This window comes from Streptomyces sp. NEAU-W12, from assembly GCF_026242095.1.
GTDB lineage: Bacteria > Actinomycetota > Actinomycetes > Streptomycetales > Streptomycetaceae > Streptomyces.
The window spans coordinates 44,977-59,887 of the sequence record NZ_JAPJDM010000031.1 but is presented as its reverse complement, the minus strand read 5'-3'; the positions used below and the strand labels follow the sequence as shown (position 1 = coordinate 59,887).

Sequence of the window (14,911 nt, the reverse complement as noted above, 5' to 3'; positions counted from 1 at the left end):
GTCACGGGAACCGTGCGGTCCCGGTCTCAGAACGCGAGGACGCCCGAACCGTGGGCGTTCATCACGCACTCGTTGGCGAAGGTCCGCTCGTACGAGAGCCGCTGCCCCTGCCACACCCCGTCGACGGTGACGACGACCGGGTCGTACTGATGGGTGCAGAACACGCCCTCTCTCGGCGCGAGGGCCTGCAGATCGCCGTTCACCTCGGCCAGTTCCCCGCACGCGTCGGCCGCGGCCGGGTGGGTGCCGGAAGGGCCGGGGGCGCAGGTCAGGGTGACCGCGCGCTCCGGTGTGACGGCCATGGCGCTCTCCCCGTGGCCCATGGTGAGCACCAGGGCCGACGGGGCGTAGAGCGCGGACGGTGCGCCGCCCGGCGCGGCCGACGCGGCCCCGGACAGAGGTGCGCAGACGGCTGCGGCGGTCAGGCCGATGGTGGTGGCCCAGCGCGCGGTGTTCCGCATTGTGTGCTTCCTTCCGCTCGTTTCGACGAGTCGCCGGCCCGTGCTCGGTGGTGCCGGACCGGCGAGCGGGAGTCTGCCGAGTCCGCCGCGGAAACACACATCGACCGGACCGCTTTCGGTAACATTGCGTATTGAATCAGTGGCGTGAAGTCACGGAACGCGCGGGCGTGAACCCGGTAACCGCACGGGTGGTGTTTGCGGGAAGTGGCCAGATGGCCGAATTCCCACTGTTTCGCAATAGGCCTGAAACATTCCGCTTCCGTTCCCGGCAGACCGTTCCGCGATGCCTTCTGTTCATGATTCAGTCGGCTCGACGAGGAGAGGCGGGGACGTGGTGTGACCGGACACCGGGCGGACTTCCAGTACGAGATCTACCTGAACGGGATGACGGGTGCCGTGCCCCGGCTGCCCACGGACCTGACCCGGCTGGAGGAGCTGACCGAGCGGCGGCTCGGGCCGGGGCCGGTCGGTTATGTGGCGGGCAGCGCGGGCGACGGCAGTACCGCGCGCGCCAACCGGGCGGCTCTGGCCCGCCACCGGATCGTGCCGCGCATGCTGCGGGACGTGCACGAGCGTGACCTGTCGGTGGAGGTGCTCGGCCGCGCGCTGCCGGCGCCGGTGGCGCTGGCGCCGGTCGGGGTGCTGTCGCTGATGCACCCGGACGCCGAGCCGGCCGCCGCGCGGGCGGCTGCCGCGCAGGGTGTGCCGTTCGTGCTCTCCTCCGCCTCCAGCACGCCGATGGAGCAGGTCGCGGAGGCGATGGGCGACGCGGAGCGCTGGTTCCAGCTGTACTGGCCGAAGGACCCTGAGATCGCCCGGAGTTTCCTCGGCCGGGCGAGGGCCGCCGGGTTCACGGCTTTGGTGGTCACCCTGGACACTCCCCTGCTGTCCTGGCGTCCGCGCGACCTGGACCAGGCTTTCCTGCCGTTCCTGCACGGAGTGGGCACCGCCAACTACTTCTCGGACCCCGCCTTCCGGGCCGGCCTGGCCAGGCCCGTGCACGAGGACCCGGACGCGGCGGTGATGCATTTCGTCGGCATGTTCTCCGACCCCGCCAAGACCTGGCCGGACCTCGCGTTCCTGCGGGAGAACTGGGACGGGCCGATCGTCCTCAAGGGTGTGCTGCATCCGGACGACGCCCGGCTCGCGGCCGATGCCGGGATGGACGGGGTGGTGGTGTCCAACCACGGAGGCCGTCAGGTGGCCGGGGCCGTCGCGGCGGCGGACGCGCTGCCCGGTGTGGTGGCCGCTGTCGGCGACCGGCTGACCGTGCTGTTCGACAGCGGTGTCCGCACCGGTGACGACGTCTTCAAGGCCCTTGCCCTCGGCGCGCGGGCGGTGCTCCTGGGACGGCCCTACGTCTACGGGCTCGGCCTCGACGGGCAGGCAGGGGTCGAGCACGTGATCCGCTGTCTGCTCGCGGAGCTGGACCTCACCCTCGCCCTGTCCGGGCATGCCACCCCGGTCACGGTCGGGCCCGGTGACCTCGTGGAGGGCACCGGTTGACCCGGCCGGGACGGCGGGTACCGGGCCGGGGCGCGGGCTCCCGTGCCCACTCCCCCGCCCCGGCCGCGCGCTTCACGTCACCGGCCCGGCCGGTTCCACGGACCCTGCCGCCCGGGTACGGGGCCGGCTGATCGACAGGACGTCCTGGGCCGAGGACACCGGCTCGGTCAGCCAGCGCTGGTTCTCGCTGCGGTCCCGCACCCTGATGACGATGTCGGCGTTCGCACCGGGGGCGGCCGGCACGAGCGCCAGCTGTTCGTCCCAGCGGGGCAGCAACTCGCCCTGCTCGGTGAGGTCGTAGCGCACGTCGTCGGCCCGGCTCTCGCCGGCGTCGGCGCAGGTGGCGAGGACGACGACCCCGGCGTCCTTGTGCGCGTCCAGGCACAGGCCCGGGTCGGCCACGCTGCGCAGCAGTCCGTCCTCCTCGTAGGTCCACTGCTGGCTCAGCCTCGAGGAGCATCCCGCGAGCCGGGTGCCGGTGCCGTCCTGGGGCTCGCCCCGGGTGTCGAGGCACAGCCCGGAGGCGATGTTGCGCAGGAGGGTCGGTTCCGGCCCTGTGGGCAGTCCGGCCACGCCCGGCGGGGACTCGGTCGGTACGATCCCCCGGCCGTCAGCCGCGCTGGTGGCACCGGTCGGGTCGGTGCCGCTGCCGTCGGAGGGGGAGCCCCCGGCGATGAGCACGCTCACCAGCACGCCGGCCGAGACGGCCCCGAGGCCGGTGAGCAGGGTCCTGGTGGAACGCACCGTGTCCGGGCGCCCGAGACCGGTGAGGCGTGGGGGGACAGGGATCCGGGACAGCAGGCGGTGCCGGCTGCCACCGGACCGTCCGCCGCCGTGGCGGTGTCCGCGGCGGGCCGCGCGGCCGCCGCGCGGGCCCGGTGTCGCCCGGCCGGGACGCGAGTCGAGGTAGCGACGGGCGCCCCAGCCGAGAACGGCCTCGGCGATGAGCGTGCCGAGGTCCCCTTCGAAATGGCTGAGTTGCTCGGCCGCGTTCCGGCAGTAGCGGCACTCCGCCAGGTGCTGCCGGACATCGGGGAGCAGTGTGCCGCCACGGCGGATGGGGACGTCGAGGAGTCGGTTGTAGAACCGGCAGTCCTTCGTCGGCGCGAGTTCCTGATGGGCCTGGACACAGCCCTGACGGAAGGTCTCACGCGCCTGCTGGAGCGTGCTCGAGGCGATGTCGGCGCCGATGCCGAGAAGGCCGGCCGGGACGGACACGGGTTCCGCCTCGACCTCGACGTGCCAGAGCACACAGCGGGCGAGGCCGGGCAGGGACCGGAACGAACGATGGGCCAGTGTGCGGTTCTCCGGCGTCATCGTCCTGGCCGCGCGCATGCCGCGCCCACCGGCCGGCTTGAGCAGTTCCGGCAGGGCACCGGTGCTCCGGTCGTCCGAGGCCCATTCCCGGACCGTGTCCCGCACGGCCACCAGCAGGACCGGCCGCAGGGCCACGGCCGGTTCACCGAGGGCCACCCGGTTCAGGACACGGTGCTGCGCCGCCGCGGTGACCATGGCGGCGGCCGGCCCCGACGAGGCGAGGCAGACGGTCGCGTAGTCGTGCATCGCCGGCCAGTGACGTGTGGTCAGCATCGCGACGGAGTGTGCGCCCTCACTCTCCGGACGGCCTCGCAACCGTGCGGCGAGGGACTCGTCGGACTCCCCCGGATCCCCTCCGGGAGAGGGATACGAAGACCGAGGGGAACAAGGGGTGGGCACTGAGGTGGTTCCTTCCCACACGCAGGTGACACAGAAGTTCTGACGCCGAGAAGGGAGGTCCCAGGTGGTCCGTACCTCTTTGGCGGCGTTGCGCGGGAGGGGGCCAATTCACCGATGGTGAAAGCGGACCCGGTTCATCAACGCGCGTGCGACTCCGGATTTTACCCCCTCACGGGTGGCTCACTCTCGCACAACCGGCACACGGCCAACAAGGCGCCGGGGAAACCTCCGCTCGTTGACAGGAAGTCAAAAGGAAAAACGTGGCCGGAGTCGCCGGTATCGGCTTTCCACCTGCGTTTTCCCGCGGTTCACCCGGTTCTCGTATTCCGGCGGTGGTGTCAGATCTGCCAGGAGCGGAGCCGGTCGGCGGCCCCGTAGACGTCCGTCGTGCCGGACATCAGGTCGCGGGCGAGGTCGACGATGGCGCCGTAGGGCGGGTCGATGCCGACACCGCTGACGAACATGTACGCCACCGCCGTGGCACACGCGAAGCGGGCGTTGGCCGACGGCAGGGGGCGGAGCAGGGCGAGGGTGTGCAGCAGGGCGGCGGCCCGCCAGGCCGCGTCCGAGTCCACACCGAGGCGGGGCGGATCGACGCGGTGCCGGGCGACGGCCGCGACCAGCGCCGAGAAGTCGTTGATGGTGGGCTGGTCCGGAAGGACCTCCTCGTGCCGCTGGAGCAGCCAGGGCACGTCGATGTGCAGAACGGATGTCATCGGTCAGGCGGCCCGTCCCGCGCCCTCGGCCCGCGGTTCGTCGTCCGGGAAGGCGGCGGCGAACTCGTCGGCGTGCGAGGCGAAGAACCGGCGGAAGGCCTCCGCGCCCTCCTGGAGCGCCCGGTGGCGGGCGATGTCGGCCGCGGCCGCCTCCCGCACCAACGCCTTCATCGACGTACCGCGCTCCTTGGCGATCTGCCGCAGGTCCTCGAGCTCGCGGTCACTGAACTCCACATTCAGAGCAGGCATGGCATCACGGTACCGCTCGGGTACTCGATCGTAAATACCACCAGCTCAGAGCGGTTATGAGGCGGTACCGAAAGGGTGCGCCGGAGGTGCCGTCCCCGTGAACGGGACGACACCTCCGGCGCCGGCGCGGGTACCGCGGTCCGCTCCGGTCCGCTACCCCTGATCGGCCACGAAGGAGGCCATACGGGTCAGGGCCGCGTTCCAGTTGATGGTGTGCTCGTTGGTCGACCAGGACTGGATGTCGTCGATGAAACAGAACTGGCCGACGCAGCCCTGGAGCACCGACTGGGCGTAGGGGTCCTGGATGCTCGAGTTGGGTCCACCGGAGAGGGTCCCGGCGGGCGGGTTCGGCAGCGCCGGGTCGAGCTGGCGGGCGTACCAGCGGCTGTGCTGGTTCTGCACGCTGACCTCGCCGTACCCGGTGACGTAGGAGATGTTCAGGGCGTTGCGGCCGAGGATGTAGTCCATGCTCTGCAGCGCGCCGTCCCGGTACTTGGCGGCACCGGTGAGGTCGTGGGCCGTGGCGAGGACGACCGCGTTGTTGAGCACCTGGTGGCTGGAGCCCCAGTCGTAGACATTGCCGGCCGGCGCGTACGGCATGCCGTACGGGTGGGCCTTCAGTGTGGCCAGGTAGCGGTCGGCACCCTTGATGACGGAGCCGCGGACCCCGGCCCGGCCGGGCAGCTTGTTCGGCACCGTCGCGAGGTCGAGCCGGCCCGCCGCCGCGGTGCGCGACCAGTCGAAGCCGAGAGGGCCGAAGATGTCGGCGGTGTGCACCGGGGAGTTCAGGACGTACTCCTTGAACTGCTCCTCCCCCGTGGTGAGGTACAACTCGGCCGCCGCCCAGTAGAACTCGTCGCCCACCTCGTCGTCCGGGTAGGCGCCGCCGCCGATGCCGTCGTCCGGGCTCGCGTACTCCTCGGGGTGGGCGAGCGCGGCCCTCCAGGCGGTGCGCGCCGCGGCCAGGGCCCCGGCCGCGAACTCCCTGTCGTAGGGCCGGTACAGGCGGGCCGCCTGGGCGGCCGTGGCCGCGAGGTTCAGAGTGGCGGCGGTGCTCGGCGGGTGCAGTTCGCGCTTCTGCGGGTCGTCGCCGGGCAGCAGCGGCAGCCCGGTCCACTGCTCGTCGTGGATCTTGTGGTGGGCCATGCCGGCCAGCGGCTCGCCCTCGGGCACCTGCATCTTCAGCAGGAACTCCAGTTCCCAGCGGGCCTCGTCGAGGATGTCGGGCACACCGTTGCCGCTCTCCGGGATGTCCAGGGTGCCGTCGCCGAGCTTGTCCGCCTGGCCGGTGCGGGCGTGCCGGGCGCGTTCGTAGGTGCTGAGCACCTCCCAGGTGCTGATGCCGCCGTTGACGACGTACTTGCCGTGGTCGCCGGCGTCGTACCAGCCGCCGGTGACGTCGAGGGAGTAGTCGCAGACGCCCGGCTGGCAGGGCACGGCGCCGTCGCCCTGGTTGGGGGCCGCGTCCAGGTGACCGGCCGGGCGGGCATAGCCGGGGCGCAGGTCGTCGCGGATCTCGATGCCGCTGCGCTGGGTGTAGTAGTACTTCGCCGAGTCCAGCCGCAGCCGTTCGTAGGCGCCGGCGCCGATGTCGAACGGCCGGCTGGTCTCGCCGTCCACCGTGAGGGTGTAACCGGTGCCCCGCACGCGGTGGGCGCCGAAGTCCACCGAGTGGACGTTCTGCCCGGATGACCCGTCCACGCCGCGCGGCAGGGTCGTGCCCTGCCGGACGACCCTGCCGCCGGCGTCCTTCAGCTGCCAGGGCAGCCGCCCGGTCGCCCCGGTGACCAGGGTGGCGTTCTTCGGGCCCGCGGGAAGGTAGCCGACCTGGTTGACGCGGACCCGGGGGCCGGTGTCGGGCTCGTACGGCTCGGGCTCCACGCCGCCCAGCAGGGACACGTCGTCCATGCAGAAGCGCCAGGGGTCAGGGCTGCCGCCGAGTTGGAGACCGACCTGGCCCTGCGCGGTGTCCACGGGCGCGGTGAAGGTGTAGGAGTACGTGTCGCCGGAGACGCTGAGCTGCGGGGAGACCTCGTAGTAGGTGTCGTACGGGGCCACCGACAAGCCGACGAGCGCCCGGACCACGTGGCCCGCGGGCGTGCCGTTCGCGGCGAAGGAGAAGCGGTACGACTCCCCCTTCACGAGGGTGATGCCGTTCTGGCCGACGGCGGCGTCCCACCGGTTGGTGGTTCCGCCGGGGACGTCGGCGCACAGGCGGCCGTCGGACAGGCTCGTGGTGACACCGGCGGAGGCCCACCAGGGTTCGGTGGTGGTGTCGAAGGTGCCGTTGCGGACCTGCTCGGCCTCGTCCGCCCCGGCCGGGGCGGCGGGCAGCGCGGTGAGCGCGGTTGCCAGCAGGCCTGTCAGGGACAGCAGAGCGGTTCTGCGTCTGTTCACGTCTGGGCTCCTCTGGTGGGAGGACACGGCGGCGGCTACGAGTGGGAGCGCTCCCATCCGTAGGGAGCCATCGTTGTGGCAGGTGTGACACTCCGTCAACGGTCGGGACGGGACTGGTGACGAACGCCGGCGGGCGACGCGTGAATACCGGCCACGTGCCGGAACGGCACCGGACGGGGCCTGGACAGGACCCGGGCGGCGGGCGCCCCGGGCGTCGCTCCCGCCCTTCCCCTCCCGTCCTTCCTCTCCCGCCCGTGGGACCCCTGCCAGGGCGGGGTTCCGGCCCACGCCCACTTCCGACGCACTAGGGTGGAACTCCGGCGATCGACCGGTTCACGGTGAATGTGCGCGATGGAGTGGCGACGATGAGAGCGGACGACCCGTTCGACGATCCGGCAGCGGCTCGTGCCGTCATCGCCGCCGACGGCACCGTCACCCGGTGGAACGAGGGCGCCCGGCACCTCCTGGGTCACCGGGCCGAGGACGTGGTCGGCCGCCCTGCGGCCCTTCTGCTCGCCGACGGCGCACAACCGCCCCCGCCGCCGGCCGGCCCGCGCTGGAGCGGCACGCTCGCGCTGCGGCACCGGGACGGCGGCGCCGTCACCGTGTGGATGCTCGCCCACCGCGGCCGACCCGAGGACAGTGACACCGAGGACTGGCTTGCCGTCACCCCGCTGCCGTCCGGGCGCACCGATCCCACCGGGGATCCGGTGCTCTGGGCTGCGATGGTCCAGTCCCCGTGCGCCACCGTCGTCTTCGACACGGAGCTGCGCCTGCACGGCGCCAACGACGCGATGGCCGGTCTCCTCGGGCTGCCGGCCTCCCACCTGCGCGGTCTGACGCCCAGCGACATCGGCGGTCGGCCACGGCACGCGGAGCTGGAGCGCCACATGACCCAGGTGCTGCGGACGGGCCGGGGCCACGACGTGCAGACACGCGTGCAGGCGTTCGGCAAGGACCACGACGAGGCCTGGCTGGCCCGGATCGCACCTCTCACCGACGACGCCGGGCGGGTCGTCGGCGTCTGCGTGACGGCCCACGACTTCACCGACCAGAGCCGGGCCCGGGCCCGGCTGCAGCTGGTCAACGAGGCCAGCATGCACATCGGCACCACCCTCGACGTCACCAGGACGGCGCAGGAGCTGACGGAGGTCTGTGTCCCCGCGCTCGCCGACTTCGTCAGCGTGGACCTCCTCGAACACGACCACGGTGCCGACCCCACCGGCCCGCTCACCCTTCCGGTCTCGCTGCGCCGGGTCGCCCACCGGTCCCGCACGGCGGGGAGCCCCGAGTCGGTCGCCGACGCGGGCGAGGTGGTCGTCTACCCGGCCGCCGCGCCTCAGGCCGACTCGCTGATCGCCGGGCACAGCGTCGTCGCCTCGGTGCCCTCCGGCGACCTCGATCCGTGGCTCGCGGTCGATGACGTCCGCGCCCGGCAGGTCCGGGAGTTCGGCGTCCACTCGATGCTGTCCGTCCCGCTCCAGGCCCGCGGTGTCACCCTCGGCGTGGCGGCGTTCACCCGGTTCCGGCACCCCGAGCACTTCACCCACGACGACGTGCTGCTGGCCGAGGAGATCACCGCGCGTGCGGCCGTCTGCATCGACAACGCCCGCCGCTACTCCCGCGAACGCGAGACCACCCTCACACTCCAGCGCAGCCTGCTCCCCCGCGGTCTGCCCCGGACGGCCGCGGTGGACGCCGCCTCCCGGTATCTGCCGGCCGCGCGCACCGGTGTGGGCGGTGACTGGTTCGACGTGATCCCGCTGTCCGGGATGCGGGTGGCCATGGTGGTGGGGGACGTCGCCAGCCACGGCATCCAGGCATCGGCGACGATGGGCCGGCTGCGTACGGCCGTGCGTACCCTCGCCGACATCGATCTGGCTCCGGAGGAACTGCTCACCCACCTCGACGACCTGGTCCTGCACCTCTCGCACGAGTCGGGCGGTGACGCCGGCCCCGGCGAGGTCGGCGCGACCTGCCTGTACGCGGTGTACGACCCGGTGTCACGGCGCTGCACCCTGTCGAGGGCGGGGCACCCGCCGCCGGTCCTGGTCCCGCCGAGGGGACCGGTGCGCGTGCTGGACATGCCGTCCGGGCCGCCGTTGGGTCTGGGCGGGCTGCCCTTCGAGTCCGTGGAGGTGGAGCTGCCCGAGGGCAGTGTGCTGGCGTTCTACACGGACGGTCTGGTCGACGGCCGAGGGGACGACAGCGGCGCGGACGCGGGCTCGCGCATGTTCTGCGACGCCCTGTCCCACGCGCCCCCCGGGTCGCTCGACGAGGCCTGCGACCGGGTCCTGCACGCCATGCTCCAGTCGGGTCCCGCCACGGACGACGTGGCGCTGCTGCTGACCCGTACCCGCGGTCTGCCGTCCTCCCAGGTCGCCACCTGGGACATCCCGGCCGACCCGTCGCTCGTCGCGCCGGTGCGCAAGCAGGTCCTCGACCAGCTGGGCGTGTGGGCGCTGACCGAGGCGTCGTTCACCGTCGAACTGGTGGTGAGCGAGCTGGTCACCAACGCGATCCGCTACGGGGCGCCGCCGATCCGGCTCCGGCTGATCAGCGACGCGTCGACGCTGATCTGCGAGGTGTCCGACACCAGCCACACCGCCCCGCATCTGCGGCGCGCCAAGACCTGGGACGAGGGCGGCCGGGGACTGCTCCTGGTCGCCCAGCTCACCCAGCGGTGGGGCAGCAGGCACACCGCCGAGGGCAAGACCATCTGGGCCGAGCTGGGGCTGACGGAGGAGCCGTGAGTGCCTGACCGGCCCGCTCCTCCCGGCCCTCGCTCCTCCTCCCCCCTCGGCCCTAGCTCTCGTCCTTGACGCGGCCCCGGGTGACGGCCTTCATCTGGAGATCGGGATCCGGGGTGTCGATCGTCCAGCGCTGGGCGTCCGTGTCGTCACGGGCCTTGAGGACGAGGGCGCCCGAGCCGTCGGTCGCCGCGGGTGCGAGGCCCAGGCCCTGACCGGAGCGGGGCACCAGGGTGCCCTGGACGGTGAAGTCGTAGCGTGCGCTGTCGGCGTCCTTCCGGGTCTCGCCCGTGCACCGGGCCAGACGCACCGAGTGGCCGAGGCGGGAGTCGAGGCACAGGTCCGGTTCCGCGGCGCTGCGCAGCAGCCCGTCGGTCTCGTACGTCCACTGCTGGACGCCGACCGCCGAGCAGGCGGTGAGTTCGGTCTCGGCGCCCGCGACGGCCCGGCCACCGACGACACCCACGCACAGGCCGGAGGCGGTGTTGTGCAGCCGGCCGCGCAGGGCGCCCTCGGCGGCTTCTTCGGAGCGGAACCACGACGGGTCGTCGGGCGGGCTGTCCGTGGCGGCGCCGGGGGATTCGGAGGGGCGGTCCTCGCCCCGTGCGGCGGCATCCTCGGCACCGCCCGTGGTCCACAGCACCAGCGGGAGGACGACCAGCCCGCTGACCGTGAGGAGGCCCGCGGCGAGGTGGCGCCGGCGCGCGGCCCGGCGGGCGGCCTTCCGGGCGACACGGGAACCGGCGCGGAGCACGGCGCCGCGAGGACCGGTACGGTCGGCCGCGCGCCGCCGGGAACGGACACCGGACCGGGAGGCCGCCCCCGCGGTGCCGACCGGGGCCGCGGCGGTCGGGGGGGTGCTCGGTACCGGGGGCGCCGTGAGGGCCGCGGGGATGGTGGGCGTGGTGCGGGGTGCCTCGGTGGGGAGGGGCGGGACCGGTCTCCCCGTGTCCGTGAACGACTCGCCCTCCACCGCCGGAGGCTCGCCCGCAGACACGGCGAACCGGTCGGCCTCCGTGCCCGGCCGTCCGTCGGCGGGGCCGGGGAACGCCGCGCCGATGACCCCCTCGGGTGACGGCCGCTCCCCGGCGGCCGACTCGTCGGTGACGTCGGCCGCCTGCGCTCTGCTCTGCGCGTATTCCCGTGCGCTCCAGCCCAGGACCCCCTCGGCCAGGGCCGTACCGAGTCCGTTGATGAAACAGGCGAGTTGGTCCGCCGCGTGCCGGCAGTGGAGGCAGTTCTCCAGGTGGGTGCGCAGGTCCGGGTCGAGTTCGGTGCCCGCGCGCCGGTAGCTCACCTCCAGCAGGCGCAGATAGCGCCGGCATTCCTGGTCGGAGGTGAGTTCGCCGTGGAGTTGGAGGACTTCGTCCCTCAACCGCTGCCGGGCGCGGCGCAGTTCGGTGCGGGCGCCCTCCTCGTCGAGGGCGAGCAGCCCGGCGGGGACGTGGAGCGGTTCGGATTCGACCTCGGTGTGCCACAGCAGACAGCGCGCGGACTGCGGCAGTCGTCGGAAGGCCCCTGACAGCAGGCGCCGTTCGGGCGGCGGCAGAAGTCGTGCGGCCGGCCGCCGGTCGCCGTCGGCGGGGGCGGCGGTGAGATCGGGGTGGAGCATGTCGCGCCGGTGGTCCACGTCCCACTCGGCGGCGATCCGGCGTACGGTGACGAGGAGTTGGGGTCGCCATGCGGAACTCGGGCCGTTGTCCCGCAGGGTCTCGCCGAAGAGCCGGGTGAACGCGGCGGTGGTGAGCATACCGGCGGAGCGCGGGCCGTCGGTGCACAGCCGGGCGTAGCCGAAGACCGATTCCCAGTGCCGGTCGAGGAGTTCACCGACGGGGTGCAGTGCCGGAGCGGCCCCCGTCCACTTCCGCAACTCGTCGCCCAGTTGTTCGTCCGTCACGTCGAACGCATGGGCCGGGGCCTGGGAATTCGACAGGCCGGTGTCCTTCACGGATGCAATCCTCTCGGGGACGCGCGACATAAAGTGCGTACCAGCGGACGCGGGGCCTCGCCGACGATACGACGGGAGCCCCTCCGTACTGGATTCGAAATCTCGAACACCCGCCCGGAACGGCCCTTTTGAAGCCTGAGTGGCACGCTGGGGCGGCGTCGCGCACCCAGGACAAAAGGCATTGCCCGCGCGACGGCAGGACCCACTTTTGCACAGGCCAACGACCAGGAACAAGAGATTCCGAGGCTTCCCGCATTCCTCGTACGGGCACAGCGGTTTGACTGTACGTCATCGGCTTTCGAGCCGCTCGGGCCACGCGCCCAATCATCCGATTCGACAGCCGGTGTCCGAAAAGGCAATGCGGACACACGCCGCGCAGCCCTCTCCGTTGCCGCATGTGCGCGTGCGGGTCCCGGCACCCGGGGCCCGCGGGTGCACGCGGCACCACTCGGCTCCGGCCGCGCTCATCGAGGACGTACGAGGTCCAGGGCCCGCTCCCAGTGGAACTCGGGCCGTCCGCCGTCCGGCACCGTCTCCCCGGTGTACGGCTCGCCGAAGCGGACGCCCATGGCGGTGAGCCGCTCAACGCTGTCCCGGTAGGCGGGGTGGGCGGCCAGCGCGTCGCCGACGCACGGCAGGACGGCGACCGGCACACCGAGCCCCGTGGCCTCGCACAGGGTGCCCAGCGCGAGCGTGTCGGCGATTCCGGCCGCCCATTTGTTGACGGTGTTGAAGGTGGCGGGCGCGACCACCACCGCGTCGGGCGCCGGGAAGGGGCACGGTTCGCCGGGGGTGCGCCAGGCGGACCTGATCGGCCTGCCGGTCTGTGCGCGGACCGCGACGGCGTCGAAGAACCCGTTCAGGGCGACGGGTGTCGCAATGACGCCGACCTCCCAGCCCTGTTCCTGCGCGGCGGTGATCAGTTCACCGACGTCCGCGGCGACACCGGCAGCACAGACGACGACGTGGAGAAAGGGCTTCCGGGTTTGTTCGGTCACCCGGAAGGCCTATGACCCGGACGGCGGGCGGAGGGGCGAAACGGGCGCGGTACGGGCGCCCGGCGGGCCGGACGGTCCGCCGGAACCCGCCGAACACCCCCGCGTCGTCGCCCTCGACCAGGATGCGCTCGATCTCTGTGGCGGCGGCGTCGGGCACCTGGTGGGCGGCCGGTTCCCGGTGGGGGCGGTGGCGTCGGCGCGGGTGTCCACGGGGCCGCGGTGCTGCCGTGCTCGCCCTCCGCCGGTCCAGCCGACGGTCGCAGGGGGCGGCGTACAGCCCGGTGACGCGGCCCGGGTCGCCGCGGCCGATCCGGCGCAGCGGTTTCTCCACGGTGGCGCGGGGGCCGGCGGGCGGGGCGGTCCGGGCCGGGGCACGGTCATGGCCGTGCCGCGGACACGCCGATGACGCCGTGACGCCGGAGGCCGTGCACGGTCCGGCCGACACTGGTACGGAAACGAGTTGGTCCGCATGGCCCGACGGCCGTCCAGGAGAGCGGACCGGCCGTGGGCCTCGACGACGGGACGGATGGCATGCCCCTTCACGGCGAGTACGAGCCCAGCCCCACGCAGTGGGTGCGCGACCAGGTGGAGCTGTACGAGAGCTCCGGCGGCACCGAGGGGACGACCCTGCAGGGCAGGCCGGTGGTACTGCTGACCACGCGGGGGGCCAGGAGCGGCAAACTGCGGAAGACCCCGGTGATGCGCGTCGAACACGAGGGCCGCTACGCGGTGGTGGCCTCGCTGGGCGGGGCACCCCGGCACCCGGTCTGGTATTACAACCTCAAGGCCGATCCGCAGGTGGAACTGCGTGACGAGCAGGTCCTGCGGGACATGACGGCCCGTGAGGCGACCGGGGAGGAGAGGGCGCAGTGGTGGGAGCGGGCCGTCGCCGCCTTTCCCCCGTACGCCGATTATCAGGAGAAGACGGACCGGGTGATCCCGGTCTTCGTGCTGGAGGCGCGCGGCTAGGTCCTCTCGTCCGGGGGCCGTGGGGAGCCACCCGGTCGGCACTTTCCCCGGTTCGGTGTGCATGAGGCGCCGGACGGCGGGCACTCGCGGTTCGGGCCCCGCCGCGTTCCCCCGTCGCGGCGGGGCCCACCCCTGCCGCCCTCACCGTGGGGGACGCCCCGGTCGGGCCCTGTCGGGCCGTGCCGAGGGCGGAAAACGGGGAACGTGGGTCGCAGGTACTTTCCGAACGCCGACACCGACTGGGAGATCCACGTGGCGAAGACGAAGAGCAAGAAGAAGCTGCCCCTGGCCTACAAGCCCATCGGGTTCGCGCTGGGCTGGACGAGTGGCGCCGTGGCGGGGATGGCGTTCCAGAAGACGTGGAAGCTGATCCGGCACGAGGACGACGCCCCCGACGCACTGGACCGGGACCGCCGCTGGGGCGAGATCCTGCTGGCCGCCGCGATTCAGGGCGCCATCTTCTCGGTGGTGCGCAGCGCGGTGAACCGGGCGGGCGCCAAGGCCATCGAACGCTCGACGGGCTCCTGGCCCGCCGACGACAAGGGGATCGCCTGACCCCCGGCCCGTCCCGCCGTACGGGGCCCCGACACCCCTGGGTGTCGGGGCCCCGTACGGCGGGGATCAGCCCAGTTTCGGCGCCACCGGCACATTGCAGCGCAGGGTGAAGGAGTGCCCGGACGGATCGGCGTAGCCGCGTTCCTCCAAGGGGCCCGTGGCGTCCTTGGTCTCCACCGGACGTCCGCCGAGGCCGACGATCCGGCGTTCCGCGGCGTCCAGGTCTTCGACCTCGAACTCCAGGTGCGCCTGAAGCGAGTTCTCGGGGCGCGGCCAGCTCGGCGCGGTGGCGTTGGTGTCCCGGCGCAGTGCCAGCCGGAAACCGTCGGCGGCCCGGATCTCGACCCGGTTGGCGTTGGCGTTCACCACCTCCGCAGCCAGCAACTCACGGTAGAACTCGGCGAGTTTCTCTGGCTCGGCGCAGTCGAGCACCACCACTCCCGCAGGCACGGTCGACATGTCTCCTCCACAGGGTCCGGGGTCCGTCCACGGGTCGGGGCGGCTCCCCGGCCTGTACTGGGCGCCTTTCCCCGTTCCAGGGATTCAATCAGTGGCAAGTCCACTGACTTCCGCGGTGTTTGATGTGGCATGTGCCTCAAGTGGCTTGTTGCACAACGGATATCGCGGCAATCACTCGGTATAGATC

Annotated in this window: 12 protein-coding genes; 4 read left to right on the top strand and 8 right to left on the bottom strand. The window is 72.6% G+C overall.

Features of this window, described 5'->3' with window-relative positions:
- Positions 1 to 26: 26 nt before the first annotated feature.
- Positions 27 to 461, bottom strand: a complete 435-nt coding sequence (locus ORI94_RS30640) for a subtilase-type protease inhibitor (RefSeq protein ID WP_266075606.1) — start codon at positions 459 to 461, stop codon at positions 27 to 29.
- 336 nt (positions 462 to 797) lie between these two features.
- Between ORI94_RS30640 and ORI94_RS30635 the strand changes: the two genes are divergently transcribed.
- Positions 798 to 1,967: a lactate 2-monooxygenase gene (locus ORI94_RS30635; protein WP_266075603.1), complete on the top strand. Its 1,170-nt coding sequence runs from the start codon at positions 798 to 800 to the stop codon at positions 1,965 to 1,967.
- A gap of 72 nt (positions 1,968 to 2,039) precedes the next feature.
- On the opposite strand, the gene ORI94_RS30630 is transcribed toward ORI94_RS30635, so the two are convergent.
- From ORI94_RS30630 to ORI94_RS30615, 4 genes are all read right to left on the bottom strand, one after another.
- Positions 2,040 to 3,683: an RICIN domain-containing protein gene (locus ORI94_RS30630; protein WP_266075601.1), complete on the bottom strand. Its 1,644-nt coding sequence runs from the start codon at positions 3,681 to 3,683 to the stop codon at positions 2,040 to 2,042.
- A 338-nt stretch (positions 3,684 to 4,021) separates the two neighbouring features.
- Complete coding sequence (locus ORI94_RS30625) at positions 4,022 to 4,399, bottom strand: hypothetical protein (RefSeq protein WP_055609109.1); 378 nt, start codon at positions 4,397 to 4,399, stop codon at positions 4,022 to 4,024.
- 3 nt (positions 4,400 to 4,402) lie between these two features.
- The gene (locus ORI94_RS30620) at positions 4,403 to 4,648 is read right to left on the bottom strand and encodes a hypothetical protein (RefSeq protein ID WP_266075596.1); all 246 of its coding nucleotides are present in this window, start codon (positions 4,646 to 4,648) and stop codon (positions 4,403 to 4,405) included.
- 153 nt (positions 4,649 to 4,801) lie between these two features.
- Positions 4,802 to 7,045 (bottom strand): glycoside hydrolase family 9 protein, encoded by a 2,244-nt coding sequence (locus ORI94_RS30615; protein ID WP_266075594.1) that lies wholly within the window; start codon positions 7,043 to 7,045, stop codon positions 4,802 to 4,804.
- 365 nt (positions 7,046 to 7,410) lie between these two features.
- Between ORI94_RS30615 and ORI94_RS30610 the strand changes: the two genes are divergently transcribed.
- On the top strand, positions 7,411 to 9,798 hold the full coding sequence (locus ORI94_RS30610) for a SpoIIE family protein phosphatase (RefSeq protein ID WP_266075591.1): 2,388 nt from the start codon (positions 7,411 to 7,413) through the stop codon (positions 9,796 to 9,798).
- Positions 9,799 to 9,850: 52 nt separating this feature from the next.
- Here ORI94_RS30610 and ORI94_RS30605 read toward each other — a convergent pair whose 3' ends face one another.
- On the bottom strand, positions 9,851 to 11,743 hold the full coding sequence (locus ORI94_RS30605) for a ricin-type beta-trefoil lectin domain protein (protein ID WP_266075589.1): 1,893 nt from the start codon (positions 11,741 to 11,743) through the stop codon (positions 9,851 to 9,853).
- Between the two features lie 464 nt (positions 11,744 to 12,207).
- Positions 12,208 to 12,741: a flavoprotein gene (locus ORI94_RS30600; protein WP_266075587.1), complete on the bottom strand. Its 534-nt coding sequence runs from the start codon at positions 12,739 to 12,741 to the stop codon at positions 12,208 to 12,210.
- A gap of 531 nt (positions 12,742 to 13,272) precedes the next feature.
- Here ORI94_RS30600 and ORI94_RS30595 point away from each other — a divergent pair.
- Both ORI94_RS30595 and ORI94_RS30590 read left to right on the top strand, forming a co-directional pair.
- On the top strand, positions 13,273 to 13,710 hold the full coding sequence (locus ORI94_RS30595; protein WP_266075584.1) for a nitroreductase family deazaflavin-dependent oxidoreductase: 438 nt from the start codon (positions 13,273 to 13,275) through the stop codon (positions 13,708 to 13,710).
- A gap of 252 nt (positions 13,711 to 13,962) precedes the next feature.
- Entirely contained in the window at positions 13,963 to 14,265 is a 303-nt protein-coding gene (locus tag ORI94_RS30590; protein ID WP_266076000.1) for a DUF4235 domain-containing protein, read from the top strand.
- Between the two features lie 66 nt (positions 14,266 to 14,331).
- Here the strand turns inward: ORI94_RS30590 and ORI94_RS30585 are convergent, their stop codons facing one another.
- Positions 14,332 to 14,724 (bottom strand): VOC family protein, encoded by a 393-nt coding sequence (locus ORI94_RS30585; RefSeq protein WP_266075582.1) that lies wholly within the window; start codon positions 14,722 to 14,724, stop codon positions 14,332 to 14,334.
- Between the last annotated feature and the right edge of the window lie 187 nt (positions 14,725 to 14,911).

What these genes read in the sequence shown, in the direction of transcription:
- ORI94_RS30610 (WP_266075591.1), top strand. Translation starts at nt 7,411, where the DNA reads ATGAGAGCGGACGACCCGTTCGACGATCCGGCAGCGGCTCGTGCCGTC.
- ORI94_RS30640 (WP_266075606.1), bottom strand. Translation starts at nt 461, where the DNA reads ATGCGGAACACCGCGCGCTGGGCCACCACCATCGGCCTGACCGCCGCA.
- ORI94_RS30585 (WP_266075582.1), bottom strand. Translation starts at nt 14,724, where the DNA reads ATGTCGACCGTGCCTGCGGGAGTGGTGGTGCTCGACTGCGCCGAGCCA.
- ORI94_RS30620 (WP_266075596.1), bottom strand. Translation starts at nt 4,648, where the DNA reads ATGCCTGCTCTGAATGTGGAGTTCAGTGACCGCGAGCTCGAGGACCTG.
- ORI94_RS30595 (WP_266075584.1), top strand. Translation starts at nt 13,273, where the DNA reads ATGCCCCTTCACGGCGAGTACGAGCCCAGCCCCACGCAGTGGGTGCGC.
- ORI94_RS30625 (WP_055609109.1), bottom strand. Translation starts at nt 4,399, where the DNA reads ATGACATCCGTTCTGCACATCGACGTGCCCTGGCTGCTCCAGCGGCAC.